The organism is Microbaculum marinisediminis, from assembly GCF_025397915.1.
Lineage (GTDB): Bacteria > Pseudomonadota > Alphaproteobacteria > Rhizobiales > Tepidamorphaceae > Microbaculum > Microbaculum marinisediminis.
The window spans coordinates 508,437-522,468 of the sequence record NZ_JALIDZ010000001.1; the positions used below are offsets into that span (position 1 = coordinate 508,437).

12 protein-coding genes are annotated in these 14,032 nt (G+C 68.4%); 5 read left to right on the plus strand and 7 right to left on the minus strand.

Going from position 1 to position 14,032, the window contains the following annotated elements; genetic code table 11:
* Positions 1 to 92 precede the first annotated feature (92 nt).
* The 4 genes from MUB46_RS02595 to MUB46_RS02610 form a co-directional block, all read right to left on the minus strand.
* Complete coding sequence (locus MUB46_RS02595) at positions 93 to 1,208, minus strand: DUF1513 domain-containing protein (RefSeq protein WP_261614297.1); 1,116 nt, start codon at positions 1,206 to 1,208, stop codon at positions 93 to 95.
* Positions 1,189 to 2,259 carry an imelysin family protein gene (locus MUB46_RS02600; RefSeq protein ID WP_261614298.1) on the minus strand — a complete coding sequence of 357 codons (1,071 nt, stop codon included), beginning with the start codon at positions 2,257 to 2,259 and terminating at the stop codon, positions 1,189 to 1,191. The genes MUB46_RS02595 and MUB46_RS02600 overlap by 20 nt, the downstream gene beginning before the upstream one ends.
* Positions 2,259 to 3,773: a di-heme oxidoreductase family protein gene (locus MUB46_RS02605; protein WP_261614299.1), complete on the minus strand. Its 1,515-nt coding sequence runs from the start codon at positions 3,771 to 3,773 to the stop codon at positions 2,259 to 2,261. The genes MUB46_RS02600 and MUB46_RS02605 overlap by 1 nt, the downstream gene beginning before the upstream one ends.
* A gap of 74 nt (positions 3,774 to 3,847) precedes the next feature.
* Positions 3,848 to 5,119, minus strand: coding sequence for an imelysin family protein (locus MUB46_RS02610; RefSeq protein WP_261614300.1), 1,272 nt, complete (start codon positions 5,117 to 5,119; stop codon positions 3,848 to 3,850).
* 235 nt (positions 5,120 to 5,354) lie between these two features.
* On the opposite strand from MUB46_RS02610, the gene MUB46_RS02615 reads away from it, so the two are divergent.
* The gene (locus MUB46_RS02615; RefSeq protein WP_261614301.1) at positions 5,355 to 5,576 is read left to right on the plus strand and encodes an alkylphosphonate utilization protein; all 222 of its coding nucleotides are present in this window, start codon (positions 5,355 to 5,357) and stop codon (positions 5,574 to 5,576) included.
* 48 nt (positions 5,577 to 5,624) lie between these two features.
* Here MUB46_RS02615 and putA read toward each other — a convergent pair whose 3' ends face one another.
* Positions 5,625 to 8,768, minus strand: coding sequence for a bifunctional proline dehydrogenase/L-glutamate gamma-semialdehyde dehydrogenase PutA (gene putA / locus MUB46_RS02620; RefSeq protein WP_261614437.1), 3,144 nt, complete (start codon positions 8,766 to 8,768; stop codon positions 5,625 to 5,627).
* Positions 8,769 to 8,888: 120 nt separating this feature from the next.
* Between putA and MUB46_RS02625 the strand changes: the two genes are divergently transcribed.
* Positions 8,889 to 9,350, plus strand: a complete 462-nt coding sequence (locus MUB46_RS02625; RefSeq protein ID WP_261614438.1) for an Lrp/AsnC ligand binding domain-containing protein — start codon at positions 8,889 to 8,891, stop codon at positions 9,348 to 9,350.
* Positions 9,351 to 9,434: 84 nt separating this feature from the next.
* Entirely contained in the window at positions 9,435 to 9,623 is a 189-nt protein-coding gene (locus MUB46_RS02630) for a hypothetical protein (RefSeq protein WP_261614302.1), read from the plus strand.
* Positions 9,624 to 9,734: 111 nt separating this feature from the next.
* Here the strand turns inward: MUB46_RS02630 and MUB46_RS02635 are convergent, their stop codons facing one another.
* A complete protein-coding gene (locus tag MUB46_RS02635; RefSeq protein WP_261614303.1) occupies positions 9,735 to 10,217 on the minus strand; it encodes a CYTH domain-containing protein in 483 nt (160 codons plus the stop codon).
* A gap of 94 nt (positions 10,218 to 10,311) precedes the next feature.
* Entirely contained in the window at positions 10,312 to 11,199 is an 888-nt protein-coding gene (ppk2, locus tag MUB46_RS02640) for a polyphosphate kinase 2 (protein ID WP_261614304.1), read from the minus strand.
* A gap of 262 nt (positions 11,200 to 11,461) precedes the next feature.
* Here ppk2 and MUB46_RS02645 point away from each other — a divergent pair, with 262 nt between their 5' ends.
* Together MUB46_RS02645 and MUB46_RS02650 are read left to right on the plus strand one after the other, a co-directional pair.
* Complete coding sequence (locus MUB46_RS02645; RefSeq protein ID WP_261614305.1) at positions 11,462 to 12,775, plus strand: ATP-binding protein; 1,314 nt, start codon at positions 11,462 to 11,464, stop codon at positions 12,773 to 12,775.
* A 163-nt stretch (positions 12,776 to 12,938) separates the two neighbouring features.
* Positions 12,939 to 13,976, plus strand: coding sequence for a substrate-binding domain-containing protein (locus MUB46_RS02650; RefSeq protein ID WP_315902699.1), 1,038 nt, complete (start codon positions 12,939 to 12,941; stop codon positions 13,974 to 13,976).
* Positions 13,977 to 14,032 lie beyond the last annotated feature (56 nt).

Below are 14,032 nucleotides of genomic sequence, written 5' to 3' on the forward strand. Positions count from 1 at the left end.
CCGACTCGAGCCGGCGATGTCCGAGGCATCACCGGACGCGGCGGTGCGGGCGACCGGATGCCACGACGCTCAATGTGCACACGGCCTAGAATTTACGATGTCCGGGCGACTCGCCTGAGGTGATTGTCCCAGGCGATGTCGTCGCCGGGCGGCCGGACCTCCTCCGGCTCCGCCGCCGGTCCGGCCTCGACGATCTCGCCGTGCCCGTTGGTCAGACGGAAATCGTCGCGCGCCCCTGGCGCGACCCCGCATCCATCGCGTAGTTCGGTGACGCCGAGCGACCGGCCCGTGGCCGCGTCCCAGTAGGCGACCGTGCCGCCGACCGGGCTCGACGTCGCAACGACCGTGCCCGAAGCGTCGACGGCGACCGAGCCGATATAGCCCGACAGGCCGCGCAGGACGTCTTGCGGACCGGTGAACATCTCGATCGCCTGGCCGCGCCGATGACGCCCGACCAGCGGCGGGCGATCGGCCTTCGGGCCGTGATACTGGCCACCGAACCAGACGGTGCCGAACGCGTCGACCGCCAGATGATGGAAGGCGAGCTTGTGCAGCGAGCGCGGCAATTCCGCGGTTTCCAGGAGGTCGCCGGTGGCGATGTCGACATAGGCGATCGACGGCGCCATCGTATCGAGATTGAGTTCCAGCTTGCCGTAGTCGGGATGGGTCAGCACGCCCCCATTGGCGATGCACAGCGTGCGGCCGTCGGGCATCAGCACCGCCTCGTGCGGGTCGAGACCACCGGTGGCGAACTCGCCGATGCGCCGCATGCCGGCGGCGACGTCATAGACGCCGGCGACCCCACGCCCGCCGTCATAGTCGTTCTCCGTGGCGATCAGCAGCCGGTCGGCGTCCGCGAACGTCCCGTGGCCGAAGAAGTGGCGGTCCGGCAGGGCGGCGAAGGGCTGCGGCGGCACGGCGCCATCGACATCGAAGGCCACCGCGAACCGGCCGGGCTGGCGCGCGAAGGCGACCGCGCGACGGCCCGACCGGTCGATCGCGAAGCTGTGGCCGCGCGCTTCGAGCGGGATCACCAGCCGCTCGTTTCCCGCCTCGTCGAGGACGACGACCTCGAAGGCGCGGATGTTCTTGCGGGCGGTGAGGAACAGGGCCTCCTCGGCGCCAGCCGCGAAGGCCGATCGCGGCGTCAGGCCGGCGGCCGCGGCGAGCGCCAGAAAGGTGCGCCGATCAATCGCCGTCAAGCGCATTGAACCCCACGCTCACGCCGACCGCCTGGGCGAGCCGGGTGTCCATGGTCGTGTGCAGGCTCTTGAGCGCGATCACCGTATAGATCAGGGCCTCGCGCCCCGGTCCCGGCCTGACCGCCTCATCGAGCGGCATGTCCAGCTTGTCGAGCGTATCGAGTATCTTGCGCATCTCCAACCGCAGCCCGCCGTCGATCCAGCGGTCGGGCGCACTCAGGGCTTCACCGATGCCGGTGGCGGCGTAGAAGTCCCGCAATCCCGCCAGGCCACCGCGTACGGCGCGGATGGTCGAGCCGCTGCGCCACAACGGCGCCTTCCGGTAATTCGCCTGTTCGGGCTCCTTTCCCAGGAAGGGAACGATGACCACTTCGGCGAGGAAAGCCGTGCCGCCGGCCAGCGCCTTGACCACCTCGGCGGCGACCTCCTGGTCGTTGCGATAGATATCGTTGTTCGGTCCCGGATGAGCGATCTCGCGGACGAACGCGCTGTCCGGTCCCCAGTCGGCGACGATGGCGGCGGCCCGCTCCGACAGCACGACGCTGGCGGAGAGTGCGTAGGCGCAGCGAAAGCGGCCTTCGTCGGTCTTGTCGAGCAGCGACGGAGAGCCGGTGCCGAACAGCAGGAACTCGAGCGCCGGCAGCCCCTGGACCGCGACGCTCTTGGCGGCGAGCTTCGCCGGATCGATCGCGTCGGCGTCCGGCCCGGCGAGGATCGCGCCGACCTGGCGCAGGACCACGCCGCGGGGATCGGGCCAGAAGAAAATCTTCTCGAACCGGTTGTCCACCACCATCGGGCCGAACCGCAGGAAGAAGATGCGGAACCAGGCCTCGACAAGGGTATCGAACCGCTGTCGGACCGTATCGAGACGTGGCTCACTCGGCTCGCGGCACAACCGGTCGATATCGCCCGACAGCACGGCCGCGGTATTGGCGAACTGAGTGACGGACGGCCGGACGAAGCCGTCCGTGATGCGCTGACCGAGATTGTCGGGCATGCCGGCGGACGCGCCGGTCGCCCACAGGCACAGCAGCACCGCGCAGAGGGCACGCCGCATCAAAGGGACTCCAGGAACCGGATAAGGTTCGCGCGTTCGCCAGGCGTCATTTCGACAACCCGGTCGCGCGCGGCCTGGGCCTCGCCACCATGCCAGAGCACCGCTTCGAGTATCGTCCGGGCACGGCCATCATGCAGGAACGTCGCCTCCTCGTTCACCGTCTTCGTGAGACCGATACCCCAAAGCGGCTGCGTGCGCCATTCGCGACCGTGGGCATCGCCCTCGGGCCGGTTGTCGGCGAGGCCCTCACCCATGTCGTGCAGCAGCATGTCGCTATAGGGCCAGATGAGCTGGAAGCGAAGGGCCTCGTGCTCGGCATCGCGGCGGGTGACGAATTTCGGCGTGTGGCAGGCGGCGCATCCGGCGGCATAGAACGCGGCCTTGCCGGCGAGCACGGCGGGATCGTCGCTATCGCGCCGCGCGGGCACCGCGAGATTGGCCGCGTAGAAGACCACGAGATCGAGCAGATCGCCGGGCACCTCGTCGGCGCCGAGCGCGGTCTGGACGCCGGTCGGCTGGGCACGGCAGTCCGCCTGGGCCTGCGTGCAGTCGCCGTGCGGATCGGGCGCCGGCGGCGAGGACAGGCCCATGTCGCCGCTGAAGGCGCTGGCGCTCTGGACGCGGATCGACGGCGTGATCGCCTTCCAGCCGAACCGGCCGAGCGCGATCTCGCCGGTCTCGGGATCGCGCACGTAATTGGGTCGTCCGGAAATGCCGTCGCCGTCGGCGTCGTCGGGATCGGCCCCGGCGAGGATGTCGGATTCGGCGATCGCCTCCAGCAGGCCGAGGCCGATCATCGGCTGGGCGATGCGCATGGAGGTCATGGTATCCGGGTGCATAGGCCCGTAGCCGGGATCGGCGATATCGAGCGTCGGCTTGCGCAGCGTCGCCGTCTCGCCGCCGTTCAACGCGACCGGCACATCCTCGTAGGTGATCGTCACCCGCCCCTCGCTGGCGAGGCCGGGCACGGCGAAGTCCTGGAGCTGCGCACCGTATACCGGCTCGCCAATCACCAGCGCCCGCCGGTCGGCGAGGGCCTGTCGCTCGGCATCGCCGGACGGCGGCACGGACAGACGCACCAGCATCGTCACCGCGTCGTCTGCGGCCGAGGCGGGCGGATGGCCGCGGCCGTCCTTCAGATGGCAGCCCTGGCAGGAGCGGGCGTTGAACAGCGGGCCGAGACCGTCGGAGGCCTGGGTCGAGGACGGCGACGTCACCCAGTCCTTGCGGAACAGGCCGTTGCCGACCGCGAAGGTCTGGCGCCCCTCGAAGGACAAGTTGGCGGAGGGATGGGAAAAAATATCGCGGTTGACGATCTTCTTGACCGTCGCCGCGCCGCCTGGCATCGCCTCGAACGTCTCCGCCTTGTCGAAGGTCTGCGCCGGCGCGGTCACCGCCCTGACGCGGGCCAGGTCTTCCAGGCTCAGGTCGTCGCGGCCCGTCGAGGCGGCAACCGCCGCCCCGGCCAGGGTCACGACAGCGATACCGGCGATCAGGCGCCGCGACGGTGACATGGCTCGTATCCGGTGGCGGGCCGCCCCCCGCGGCCCCGGGTCTTGCGTTTCTATCTTACTGGAACGCCGTGGTCCTACTGGAACACCGCGTCGGGCTCGTCGAGGCTGTCCGATCCTTCGATCGATACGCCCTGCAGGCCGAGCGAGGCGACGATGCGCTCGATCGTGCGGGTCTGGTCGACAAGGCCGTCGATCGCCGCCTGCACCACGGCGTTGCCCTCGGCATTGCCCTCACCGATCATCTGGTCGTAGGCCTCGCCGGCTTCCCCACGGGCGCGCAGGGCTTCCATGGCCGCGGTCGTGACGTCGAGCCTGGCGCGCATCTCCTCGTCCAGAGCGGCGTCGCTGGCCTTGACCAGGTCGGACATGCTCGCGCCGGTGACGGTCGAGCCATCGATGCGCTTGTAGCGGCCGAGATAGACGTTGGCGATGCCGAGCTGGTCGTAATAGTGCGCGTTGTGGGTGTTGTCGGAGAAGCAGTCCTGCTCCTCCTCGGGATCGTTCAGAAGCAGGCCGAGCTTCATGCGCTCGCCGGCGAGCTCACCGTAGGACAGACTGCCGAGTCCGGTCAGGATGGCGATCAGCCCGAGCTGCGGGTCGGCGCCGATGAGGTTGCCGCGCGCCTCGCCGTCCTCGTCCCAGTTGGCGACCATCTCCTCGAGATCGTCGACGAGCAGATCGGCGGCGGCGACGAGATAGTCGCCGCGCCGGTCACAATTGCCACCCGTGCAGCTGGCGGTGTCGAAGTCGGTATGCGGCCGGTTGCCGGCGCCGGCGTCGGTGCCGTTCAGGTCCTGCCCCCAGAGCAGGAACTCGATGGCGTGGTAGCCGGTTGCGACGTTCGCCTCGACGCCGCCGATCTCCTGCAGCGTGCCGGACAGAAGCTCCGGGGTGATCTCCCTGGCATCGATCTCCTGGCCGCCGATCCGGATCGTCGGGTTGGCGATGATGTTGGCGAGGAAGTAGCCGTTGGTATCGGACTCGGTGCCGTAGGAGGCGTCGACATAGTCGATCAGGCCTTCGTCCAGCGGCCAGGCATTCACCCGCCCTTCCCAGTCGTCGACGATGGCGTTGCCGAAGCGGAAGGCCTCCGTCTGCAGGTAGGGAACCCGGGCGGCCAGCCACGCCGTGCGGGCGGCGGCGAGCGTTTCGGCGCTCGGCTCGGCGACCAGCGTCCGGACGGCGGCGTTCAGGGATCTGGCGGTCTCCAGCGAATCCTCGTATCCGGCCAGCGCGATGTCGGCATAGCTCTCGAGCACGTCCACCGGTTCGGCGGCCGTCGCCGGCAGGGCGGTCATCAGCGCCAGGCCGCCGGCTGCAAGGGTCGTCAGTGCGTTGCGCATCATCGCGTCTTCCCCGGGTCTTTCCTTCGTTGCCGAACCGCATCGCCGCAGGTGCCGCGGTTCCCTGGAATAATTCCAGACTTTTAGAGTCAGATTTTCGACGGAAACAAAGCGCAGGCCGTTTGCGATGTCAATACGCGCCTCGACGCACCAGTACGGAAGGGGTCGGAATCAGCTAGTGTTTCCGCCCCATCGCATCCGATGGCCCCCTTTCCAGATTGATATCGAGATCAAAAAGATGACTGATGAAATCGTCCGCGACAGCAATGGCACCGAATTGAACGACGGCGATTCCGTCACTTTGATCAAAGACCTGAAAGTGAAGGGCACGTCCACGACCCTGAAACGCGGCACGCTCGTGAAAAACATTCGCCTCACCGGCAAACCAGCCGAAGTCGAGTGCAACACGAAGCAGGTGAAGGGGCTGGTCCTGAGAACGGAGTTCCTCAAAAAGGCCTGAGGCCTCCCGCTGACGCCGCATCAACGGTGGCCCCCCTTTCAGTCCCCCCTAGCCCCTGTCGTCGCTGATGGCGATGAGCGAAGCGTTGCCGCCGGCCGCGGCGGTGTTGATCGAGACGACCTGCTCTTGGGCGAAACGGGCGAGATAGTCGGGTCCGCCCGCCTTCGGCCCGGTGCCCGACAGGCCCGAGCCGCCGAACGGCTGGGTGCCGACGACGGCGCCGATCATGTTGCGGTTCACATAGACATTGCCGACCGGCAGCCGGTCGACGACCTGGCGATGGAATGCGTCGATGCGGCTGTGAACGCCGAGCGTCAGGCCGTAGCCGGAGGCGGCGACATCGTCCAGTGTCCTGCCGAGGTCCTTCGCCTTCCACCGGGCGACATGCAGCACCGGCCCGAAGATCTCCTCGGTCAGATCGCGCGGCGACTTCAGCTCGACCACGTGCGGGGCGAACCAAGTGCCGTCACCAAGATCGCCGCCGGGGACGGTTCCGGCGAAGCGGACCCGCTGTTCCTTCTCCATGCGGGCGACATGGGCGCGAAGCCTGTCGCGGGCCTCGGCATCGATCACGGGGCCGATATCGACCGCCGGGTCGGCGGGGTCGCCGAGCCGCAGCTCCTTCGCCGCGCCGACGATCATCTCGATCATCCGGTCGGCGACATCCTCCTGCAGCAGCAGCAACCGCAACGCCGAGCACCGCTGGCCCGCCGAGCGGAAAGCGGACATCACCACGTCGTCGGCCACCTGCTCGGGAAGCGCCGTGGCGTCGACGATCATGGCGTTGATGCCGCCAGTCTCGGCGATCAGCGGCACGATCGGCCCGTCCTTGGCGGCGAGCGTCCGGTTGATCCTCCACGCCGTCTCGGTGGAGCCGGTGAAGGCGACGCCGGCGACCCGGGGATGCGCGACGAGACGGGCGCCAACCGCGCCGTCGCCGGGAACGAGCTGCAGCGCGGCGCCGGGAACGCCGGCCTCGTGCATCAGGCCGACGGCCAGGGCGGCGACCAGCGGCGTCTGCTCGGCCGGCTTCGCCACGACCGCGTTTCCGGAAACGAGGGCGGCGACGATCTGGCCGGTGAAGATCGCCAGCGGGAAGTTCCACGGGCTGATGCAGACGAAGACGCCGCGGCCGCGATGGCGGTACCGGTTCTCCTCGCCGGTCGGCCCGGGCATGGTTTTGTCGAGGAACAGGGTCCGCGCCTGGGCGGCGTAGTAGCGGCAGAAATCGACCGCCTCGCGCACCTCGGCCAGCCCGTCGACCAGGGTGCGGCCACCCTCCGCCGCGATCACCGCCAGCAACGTGTCCTGCCGGGCCTCGTAGAGGTCGGCGATCCGGTCGAGGACGCGGGCGCGGTCCTCGACGGGCGTGCGCGACCAGCTCTCGAACCCCTTCGCCGCGGCCTCGATGGCCCGGTCCGCGGTTTCGGCCGACGCCTCGTGCACGTTGCCGACGACAGCCTTGCCGTCGGCCGGGCTCTTGACGTCACGCGCCGTGCCGTCGACCGCCTTGCCATCGACGAGCGGCCGGGCCTCGGGCGCGGGAAACGCGATCGCACGGACGCCCCGGGTCAGGTCTCGAAGCGTCTCGCGGTGGCCGAATTCCAGGCCCCGCGAGTTGGCGCGGTCGGGGCGGTAGAGATCGACCGGCAGCGGGATCGCCGGATGCCGGCTCGGCTGGTCCGGGCCGAGATAGGCGGCCGGGCGCACCAGCAACCGCTCGACCGGCACGGAGTGATCGCCGACCACCGAGACGAACGAGGAATTGGCGCCGTTCTCCAGGAGCCGGCGGACGAGATAGGCGAGCAGATCCTTGTGCCCGCCGACCGGGGCGTAGATCCGGCAGGCGGCCTGGGGCACGCGCTGGGCCAGGCTCTCGTAAAGCGCCTCGCCCATGCCGTGCAGGCGCTGGAACTCGAAGCCGTCCATCCCGTTGGCGGCCCCACCGTCAGTGCCCCCGGCCATTTCCAGTATGGTCGCGACGGTGAGCGCGTTGTGGGTGGCGATCTGCGGATAGAGACGCGGGCGCGCGTCGAGCAGCCGCTGGGCGCACGCCATGTAGCAAAGGTCGGTCGCCGGCTTGCGGGTGAAGACCGGGAAGCCGGCAAGGCCGCGCTCCTGCGCCCGCTTCACCTCGGTGTCCCAGTAGGCGCCCTTGACGAGGCGCACCATCAGCCGGCGATCATGGGCGTCCGCAAGCTCGCGTACCCAGTCGATCACGCGCGGCGCACGCTTCTGGTACGCCTGCACCGCGAGGCCGAACCCGTCCCAGCCCGACAGAGACGGGTCGGCCAGCGCGGCGGCGAAGACCTCGAGGGAGAGTTCGAGCCGATCCGCCTCCTCGGCGTCGACGGTCAGGTTCAGGTCGAAGTCCCTGGCCTTGCGGGCGAGGTCGACCAGCAGCGGCACGAGCTCCGTCATCACCCGGTCACGCTTGACCGCTTCATAGCGCGGATGCAGCGCCGACAGCTTCACCGAGATGCCGGGCCGGGCCGGCAGCGGCTGGTTGCCCGCAGTCTTGCCGATCGCCTCGATGGCGTTGGCGTAGGAGTCGAAATAGCGCTCGGCATCGGCGGCGGTGCGCGCGCCCTCCCCCAGCATGTCGAAGGAATGGCGCACGCCGCGGCTTGCCGCCGAGCGGGCGCGGTCGAGGGCGTCGTGGATCGTTTCGCCGAGGACGAACTGATGGCCGAGGACGCGCATCGCCCGACGCGTGGCCGTGCGGACCGCCGGCAGGCCGAGCCGCTTGACCAGTCCGGCGATGATGCCCTCCGGCGTCTCGCCGGGATGGACGATGCGGCTCGACAGCCCGAGCGCCCAGGTGGAGGCCGAGACCAGCCAAGTGTCGCCATGGCCCTCGTGCGCCGACCAGTCGGCGGCGCCAAGCTTGTCCTCGATCAGCCGGTCGGCCGTCTCCGCGTCCGGCACGCGCAGGAGCGCCTCGGCGAGCACCATCAGCGCCAGGCCCTCGCGGGTCGACAGGCCGTATTCGCGCAGGAAGTCCTCGACGCCGCCGATGCCGCCGGTCCTGGCGCGGATACCCTCGATCAGCGCGCGCGCGGTGTCGTCGACGCGGTCCTCGGCGTCGGGCGCCAGTCGGGTATCGGCAAGCAAGCGGGCGATCAGCGGACCGTCGGCGGCGGCATAGGGCGCGGAAAACGGGGCCGGATCGGCTTCGGGCGAAGGGTCCACTGGCAATTCAGCCTCCCATATTGGATTATTCACATGGTATCAGGTATCAACTAGCGAATATCACGGAATTCGAGGTACCTATTGGCGACTTCGGCACGAAAGCGGACACCGGACCGGGACATCCCCGATCTGGACCGGATCGACCGGCGCATCCTCGCCGCCCTGCAGTCGGAGGGGCGCATCACCAATCTGGAGCTCGCCGAGCGCATCGGCCTGTCGCCGACGGCGACGGCGGAACGGGTGAAGCGGCTCACCCGCGACGGCTTCATCCTCGGCTATTCGGCCCGTCTCGATCCGGCGAAGATCGCGCTCGGCCTGCTGGTCTTCGTCGAGGTGAAGCTCGACCGCACCACGCCCGAGGTGTTCGACGACTTCGCCGCCGCGGTGCGGCGGGCGCCGGAAGTGATCGAGTGCCACATGGTCGCCGGCGGCTTCGACTACCTCGTGAAGGCGCGGGTCGCCGACATGGCCGCCTACCGCCGTTTTCTGTCCGACGTGCTATTGTCGATGCCGGGCGTGCGCGAGACCCACACCTATGCGGTGATGGAGGAGGTGAAGGGCGACCCGATGCTGCCGATCTGAGGCAAATGGTCCCGCCGGCCTACCGACCCGTTGGAAAAGCGCGCGCGGCGCCCCATTTCAAGGGACAGATATCGGGAGTGAACGATGACCAAAGCGCCCGACAAGTCGAAACCGAAAGACGACCGCAAGGACAAGCTGCGGGAAGAGAAGAAGCACCTCAACGACGTGCTCGACGAGGCGCTCGAGGAAAGCTTCCCGGCCAGCGACGCGCCCGCGGTGGTCCGGCCCGGACACGGGATTCCGACGGACAGATCCAGGAGCGGCGGCGACTGAGGCCACCGCCAGAAACCGCCCGGCAAGTATCGCCGAAGGGCGGTCAGTGCTGGTTGCCGTTCTGACCGACCGGCACCGAGTGCATAAGCACGCGGCAGACGACCGGTTCCCTTACCTTGCGTCCGTCGCCCAGGACCCGAAGGGGTGTTCCGCCAGGTTCGCGTTGTAGAAGCGCCTGTCCCGGGTGATCTCGTCCCCGATCCAGTCGGGCAAGGCCGGCACGACATCCTCCGATGCCAGCTCGATCTCGGCCATCACCAGCCCGGCGTTCGCGCCCGAGAACACGTCGACGGTCAGATCGCCATCCTCGCACGGGATCGCGTAGCGGACCTTCTCGATGATCTCGCCGACGCGCATGGCCAGCATCGCCTCGGCGTCGGCGACCGGGATCTCGTACTCGAACTCGTCGCGGCTCATGCCCGGCGTCGCCGACTTGATCGTCAGAAACGCTACGGCGTCGTCGGCGATGCGCACGCGGATCGCAGCCGCATCCGTCGCCGCGAGATAGGCCTGGCGCAGGCGCTTGCCCGCCCGCGCCTGCGCGCGCCAGCCATCGTTCGCGACCAGGAACTTCCGCTCGATTTCCTTGGGCATATCCGGATTTCCCGATTTCGACAGGTCTTGCCCGCCCGGGCCGCCAGACCGTCGCGGCCATGACACGCGTCAGCCGACCGGCGGCCGGGGCGTCTCAGTCGCCGCGATCGGCCAGGAACGCCGGCGCCGGCAGGACGATCTTTGGATCGGGCGGACCGACGACCTTGACGTGCTTTTCCTTGTAGGGACACCGCGACAGCACCACGCGCAAGGCGTTCAGCCTCGTGCGCATCTTGTCGTTGGCGCGGATCACCGTCCAGGGCGCGTGTTCGGTATGGGTGCGCGACAGCAGCTCGTCCCGGGCCAGGGTATAGGAATCGAACTTCTCGATCGCCTGCAGGTCGATGGGCGACAGCTTCCACTGCTTGAGTGGATCGTGGCGGCGCTTGTGGAACCGCTTCATCTGCATCTCGCGGCCGATGTTCAGCCAGATCTTGATGAGGGTCACGCCGTCGTCGACCAGCATGCGCTCGAGCTTGGGGACTTCGCGCAGGAAGTGCTCCGTCTGGTCCGGCGTACAGAAGTCCATGACGCGTTCGACGCCGGCACGGTTGTACCAGGAGCGGTCGAACAGGGCGATGTCGCCCTGGGTCGGCAGGCGGCGGATATAGCGCTGGAAATACCACTCCCCGGCTTCCGTCGCGGTCGGCTTCGACAGCGCGACCACGTGGGCGTGGCGGGGATTGAGGTGCTGGGTGAAGCGGGAGATGGTGCCGCCCTTGCCGGCGGCGTCGCGTCCCTCGAAAAGGACCACGAGACGCGTTTCGGTATCGCGGATATGGGCCTGCAACTTCAGGAGCTCGATCTGCAGGAGACGAAGCTGGTCTTCATAGTCGTCCCGGTCCATCCGCTCCTCGTAGGGGAACCCGCCCGAAGGAAGCGCGCCGTCGTCGATCCACTCCGGCAGATCGGGATCGTCGAGATCGAATCGCCGCTTGGCGGATTTGCGCCGCGATTTTCCGTTCGCGTCCTTCTTGCCCATTCGCTGTCTCACTCCCGGTTCGATCGATGGCGCCCTTTTCCGGTGCCATCGCGGCTGCGGAGCAGACTACCATCGCCGCTACAGGAGTCGACCAATCCGGGAAATCGCGGATAAGCCGACGGTTGGCGTTCGGCCGCGCAGGCGATATGGGGATGACAGCCGGCTTCAGTGAGGCGGCGACGGTCGGCGGCGGTCGGCCGCGCCGCACATCCCATCGGGTGACGAAGGTTTGTCCGCACGCGATATGTCAGGTCCCAAGACGATGCTGCTCGCCCTCGCGCGGCGGGCCGATGCCGCGCGCGTGGCCCTCGTCGTCGCGGCCCTTGTCGTCGCGGGCTTCTGGATCATCGCCGACGTCGCTCCCGCGACTGCCGCGTTGGGCCTGGCGGCGATCTGGGTAGCGATCCTGGCCAGTCCGATGGCGAGCACGGTGCCAGCGGCATCGCCGCTGCGACGCGCCAGCGCCGGCGGCGATCCGCTGGCGGTCTACGCGGCGGTCACGGACGGCCTGCCCGACCCCTGTTTCCTGATCGACGCGAAGGGCTTGGTCCGCTTCAAGAACACGGCGGCCGACGCGCTGTTCGGCGGGGTCGAGGTCGGTCGCCCCATCAGCTTCCTGTTGCGGGCGCCCGAGATCGGCGAGGCGATCCAGCGGGCGCAGAAGACCGGCAGTCCGGCCAAGGTCACGGTCTTCGAGCGCGTCCCCGCGGACCGTTGGTTCGAGGTGCGTGTCAGCCCGCTCGGCCCGATCCGCGGCGGGAAACCGGACAAGGCCCCGGTTTTCCTGGTCCTCCTTCGCGACCTCACGGAAGCGCAGCGCGTCGAGCGCATGCGCGTCGACTTCGTCGCCAATGCCAGCCACGAACTGCGCACGCCGCTCGCCTCGGTGATCGGCTTCATCGAAACCCTGCAGGGCCCGGCCCGCAACGATGCGCAGGCGCATGACCGGTTCCTCGACATCATGGCCGAACAGGCCCGGCGCATGTCGCGGCTGATCGACGACCTGATGTCGCTCAGCCGGATCGAACTGAAGGCGCATGTGCGACCGGAAACCGTCATCGACGTCGCGCCGATCCTCGAGCACGTCGCCGACGCCATGCAGCCGCTCGCCATCGATAGCGGCGTGGCGGTGACGCTGGACATCAAGGACCGGCCGCTGATGGCGGTCGGCGACCGCGACGAGCTGGCCCAGGTCTTCCAGAACCTCGTCCACAACGCCATCAAGTACGGGCAATCGGGCGGCCGGGTCGCGGTCACGGCCACGCTCGGTCCCGGCCAGTCGGGACGGGCGCGGCGGATCGCCGTGAGCGTGCGCGACTGGGGCGCGGGCATCGCACCGGAACACCTGCCACGCCTGACGGAACGGTTCTACCGGGTCGATACCGCGTCCAGCCGCGAGAAGGGCGGCACGGGGCTGGGGCTGGCGATCGTCAAGCACATCCTCAATCGCCACCGGGCGCAGCTCAACATCGACAGCAAGCCCGGCGAAGGCGCCGCCTTCACTGTCACGCTGGACTGCGTGGAAACCGTCGCGAAACCCGCAAACCCACAGCCCGGAAAGGCGAAAAAACAATAATTTTCAGACACTTATTTTGTCATTGAGACGTCATCCGGCTGTCGTAGAAGGATCGCAACGGACTCCTAGATTGCACGCGGGATGCGGTCGCCAATCGGCTGCGGACCGCTCCATCCGCGGGCTCGCCCGCGACTCAATTCCGATCCTGACAGGGAGTGTCATCGTGAAAACCACCTCTTTCGCCAGTCTCGCCGCGGCAGCGGCGATGGCGGCCATCGTCGCCACGCCCGCTTCGGCGCGCGATCAGATCCGCATCGTCGGCTCCTCGACGGTGTTCCCCTTCACCCAGGCGGTCGCCGAGCAGTTCGCCAACATGACCGGCAAGCCGGCTCCGGTCGTCGAATCCACCGGCACCGGCGGCGGCATGAAGATCTTCTGCTCCGGCGTCGGCCCCGACAATCCGGACATCACCGGCGCCTCGCGTGCCATGAAGGAATCCGAGTACAAGGCGTGCAAGGACGCCGGCGTCGACAGCGTCACCGAGGTCCTGCTCGGCTACGACGGCATCGCGTTCGCCAATTCGCGCGAGGGTGCCTCCATCGACGTCACCCGCGCGCAGCTGTTCCAGGCGCTGGCTTCCGAGGTCGAGGTCGACGGCAAGATCGTCGCCAACCCGTACAAGAAGTGGTCGGACATCGACGCGTCGCTGCCGGACATCGAGATCACCGTGTTCGGCCCGCCGCCCACCTCGGGCACGCGCGACGCCTGGGTCGAGCTCGTGATGGAAGAGGGCTGCGAGGCGTTCCCGGCCATCGAGGCCCTGGACAAGGACAAGAAGAAGGAAGTCTGCGCGCGCATGCGTCAGGACGGTCCCTTCGTCGAGGCTGGTGAGAACGACAACCTCATCGTGCAGCGCCTGAACGCCGACGCCAACGCCTTCGGCATCTTCGGCTTCTCGTTCCTGTACGAGAACCAGGACACGCTGAAGGGCGAGAAGATCAACGGCGTCGTGCCGTCGATCGACACCATCGCCGACGGCTCCTATCCGGTTTCGCGTCCGCTGTTCTTCTACATCAAGAACGCGCATCGCGGCGTCATCGACGGCCTCGACGAGTTCATCACCGAGTACGTCTCCGAGGCCGCCATGGGCGACGGCGGCTACCTCACCGAGCGCGGCCTGATCCCGCTCTCCGAGGAGAAGCGCGAAGACGTCCGCTCGAAGGCCGAGAACGGCACGCCGATGGACCGCTTCGGCAGCTGATCGCCGAACACACCCCTCCCGCGCCGCCCATCAGCGGCGGCGCGGGACACCACCTG

Excerpts from the sequence above, each read along its gene's own strand:
- MUB46_RS02595 (WP_261614297.1), bottom strand. The coding sequence starts at position 1,208 with ATGCGCTTGACGGCGATTGATCGGCGCACCTTTCTGGCGCTCGCCGCG.
- MUB46_RS02600 (WP_261614298.1), bottom strand. The coding sequence starts at position 2,259 with ATGCGGCGTGCCCTCTGCGCGGTGCTGCTGTGCCTGTGGGCGACCGGC.
- MUB46_RS02605 (WP_261614299.1), bottom strand. The coding sequence starts at position 3,773 with ATGTCACCGTCGCGGCGCCTGATCGCCGGTATCGCTGTCGTGACCCTG.
- MUB46_RS02610 (WP_261614300.1), bottom strand. The coding sequence starts at position 5,119 with ATGATGCGCAACGCACTGACGACCCTTGCAGCCGGCGGCCTGGCGCTG.
- MUB46_RS02615 (WP_261614301.1), top strand. The coding sequence starts at position 5,355 with ATGACTGATGAAATCGTCCGCGACAGCAATGGCACCGAATTGAACGAC.
- MUB46_RS02630 (WP_261614302.1), top strand. The coding sequence starts at position 9,435 with ATGACCAAAGCGCCCGACAAGTCGAAACCGAAAGACGACCGCAAGGAC.
- MUB46_RS02635 (WP_261614303.1), bottom strand. The coding sequence starts at position 10,217 with ATGCCCAAGGAAATCGAGCGGAAGTTCCTGGTCGCGAACGATGGCTGG.
- ppk2 (WP_261614304.1), bottom strand. The coding sequence starts at position 11,199 with ATGGGCAAGAAGGACGCGAACGGAAAATCGCGGCGCAAATCCGCCAAG.
- MUB46_RS02645 (WP_261614305.1), top strand. The coding sequence starts at position 11,462 with ATGCTGCTCGCCCTCGCGCGGCGGGCCGATGCCGCGCGCGTGGCCCTC.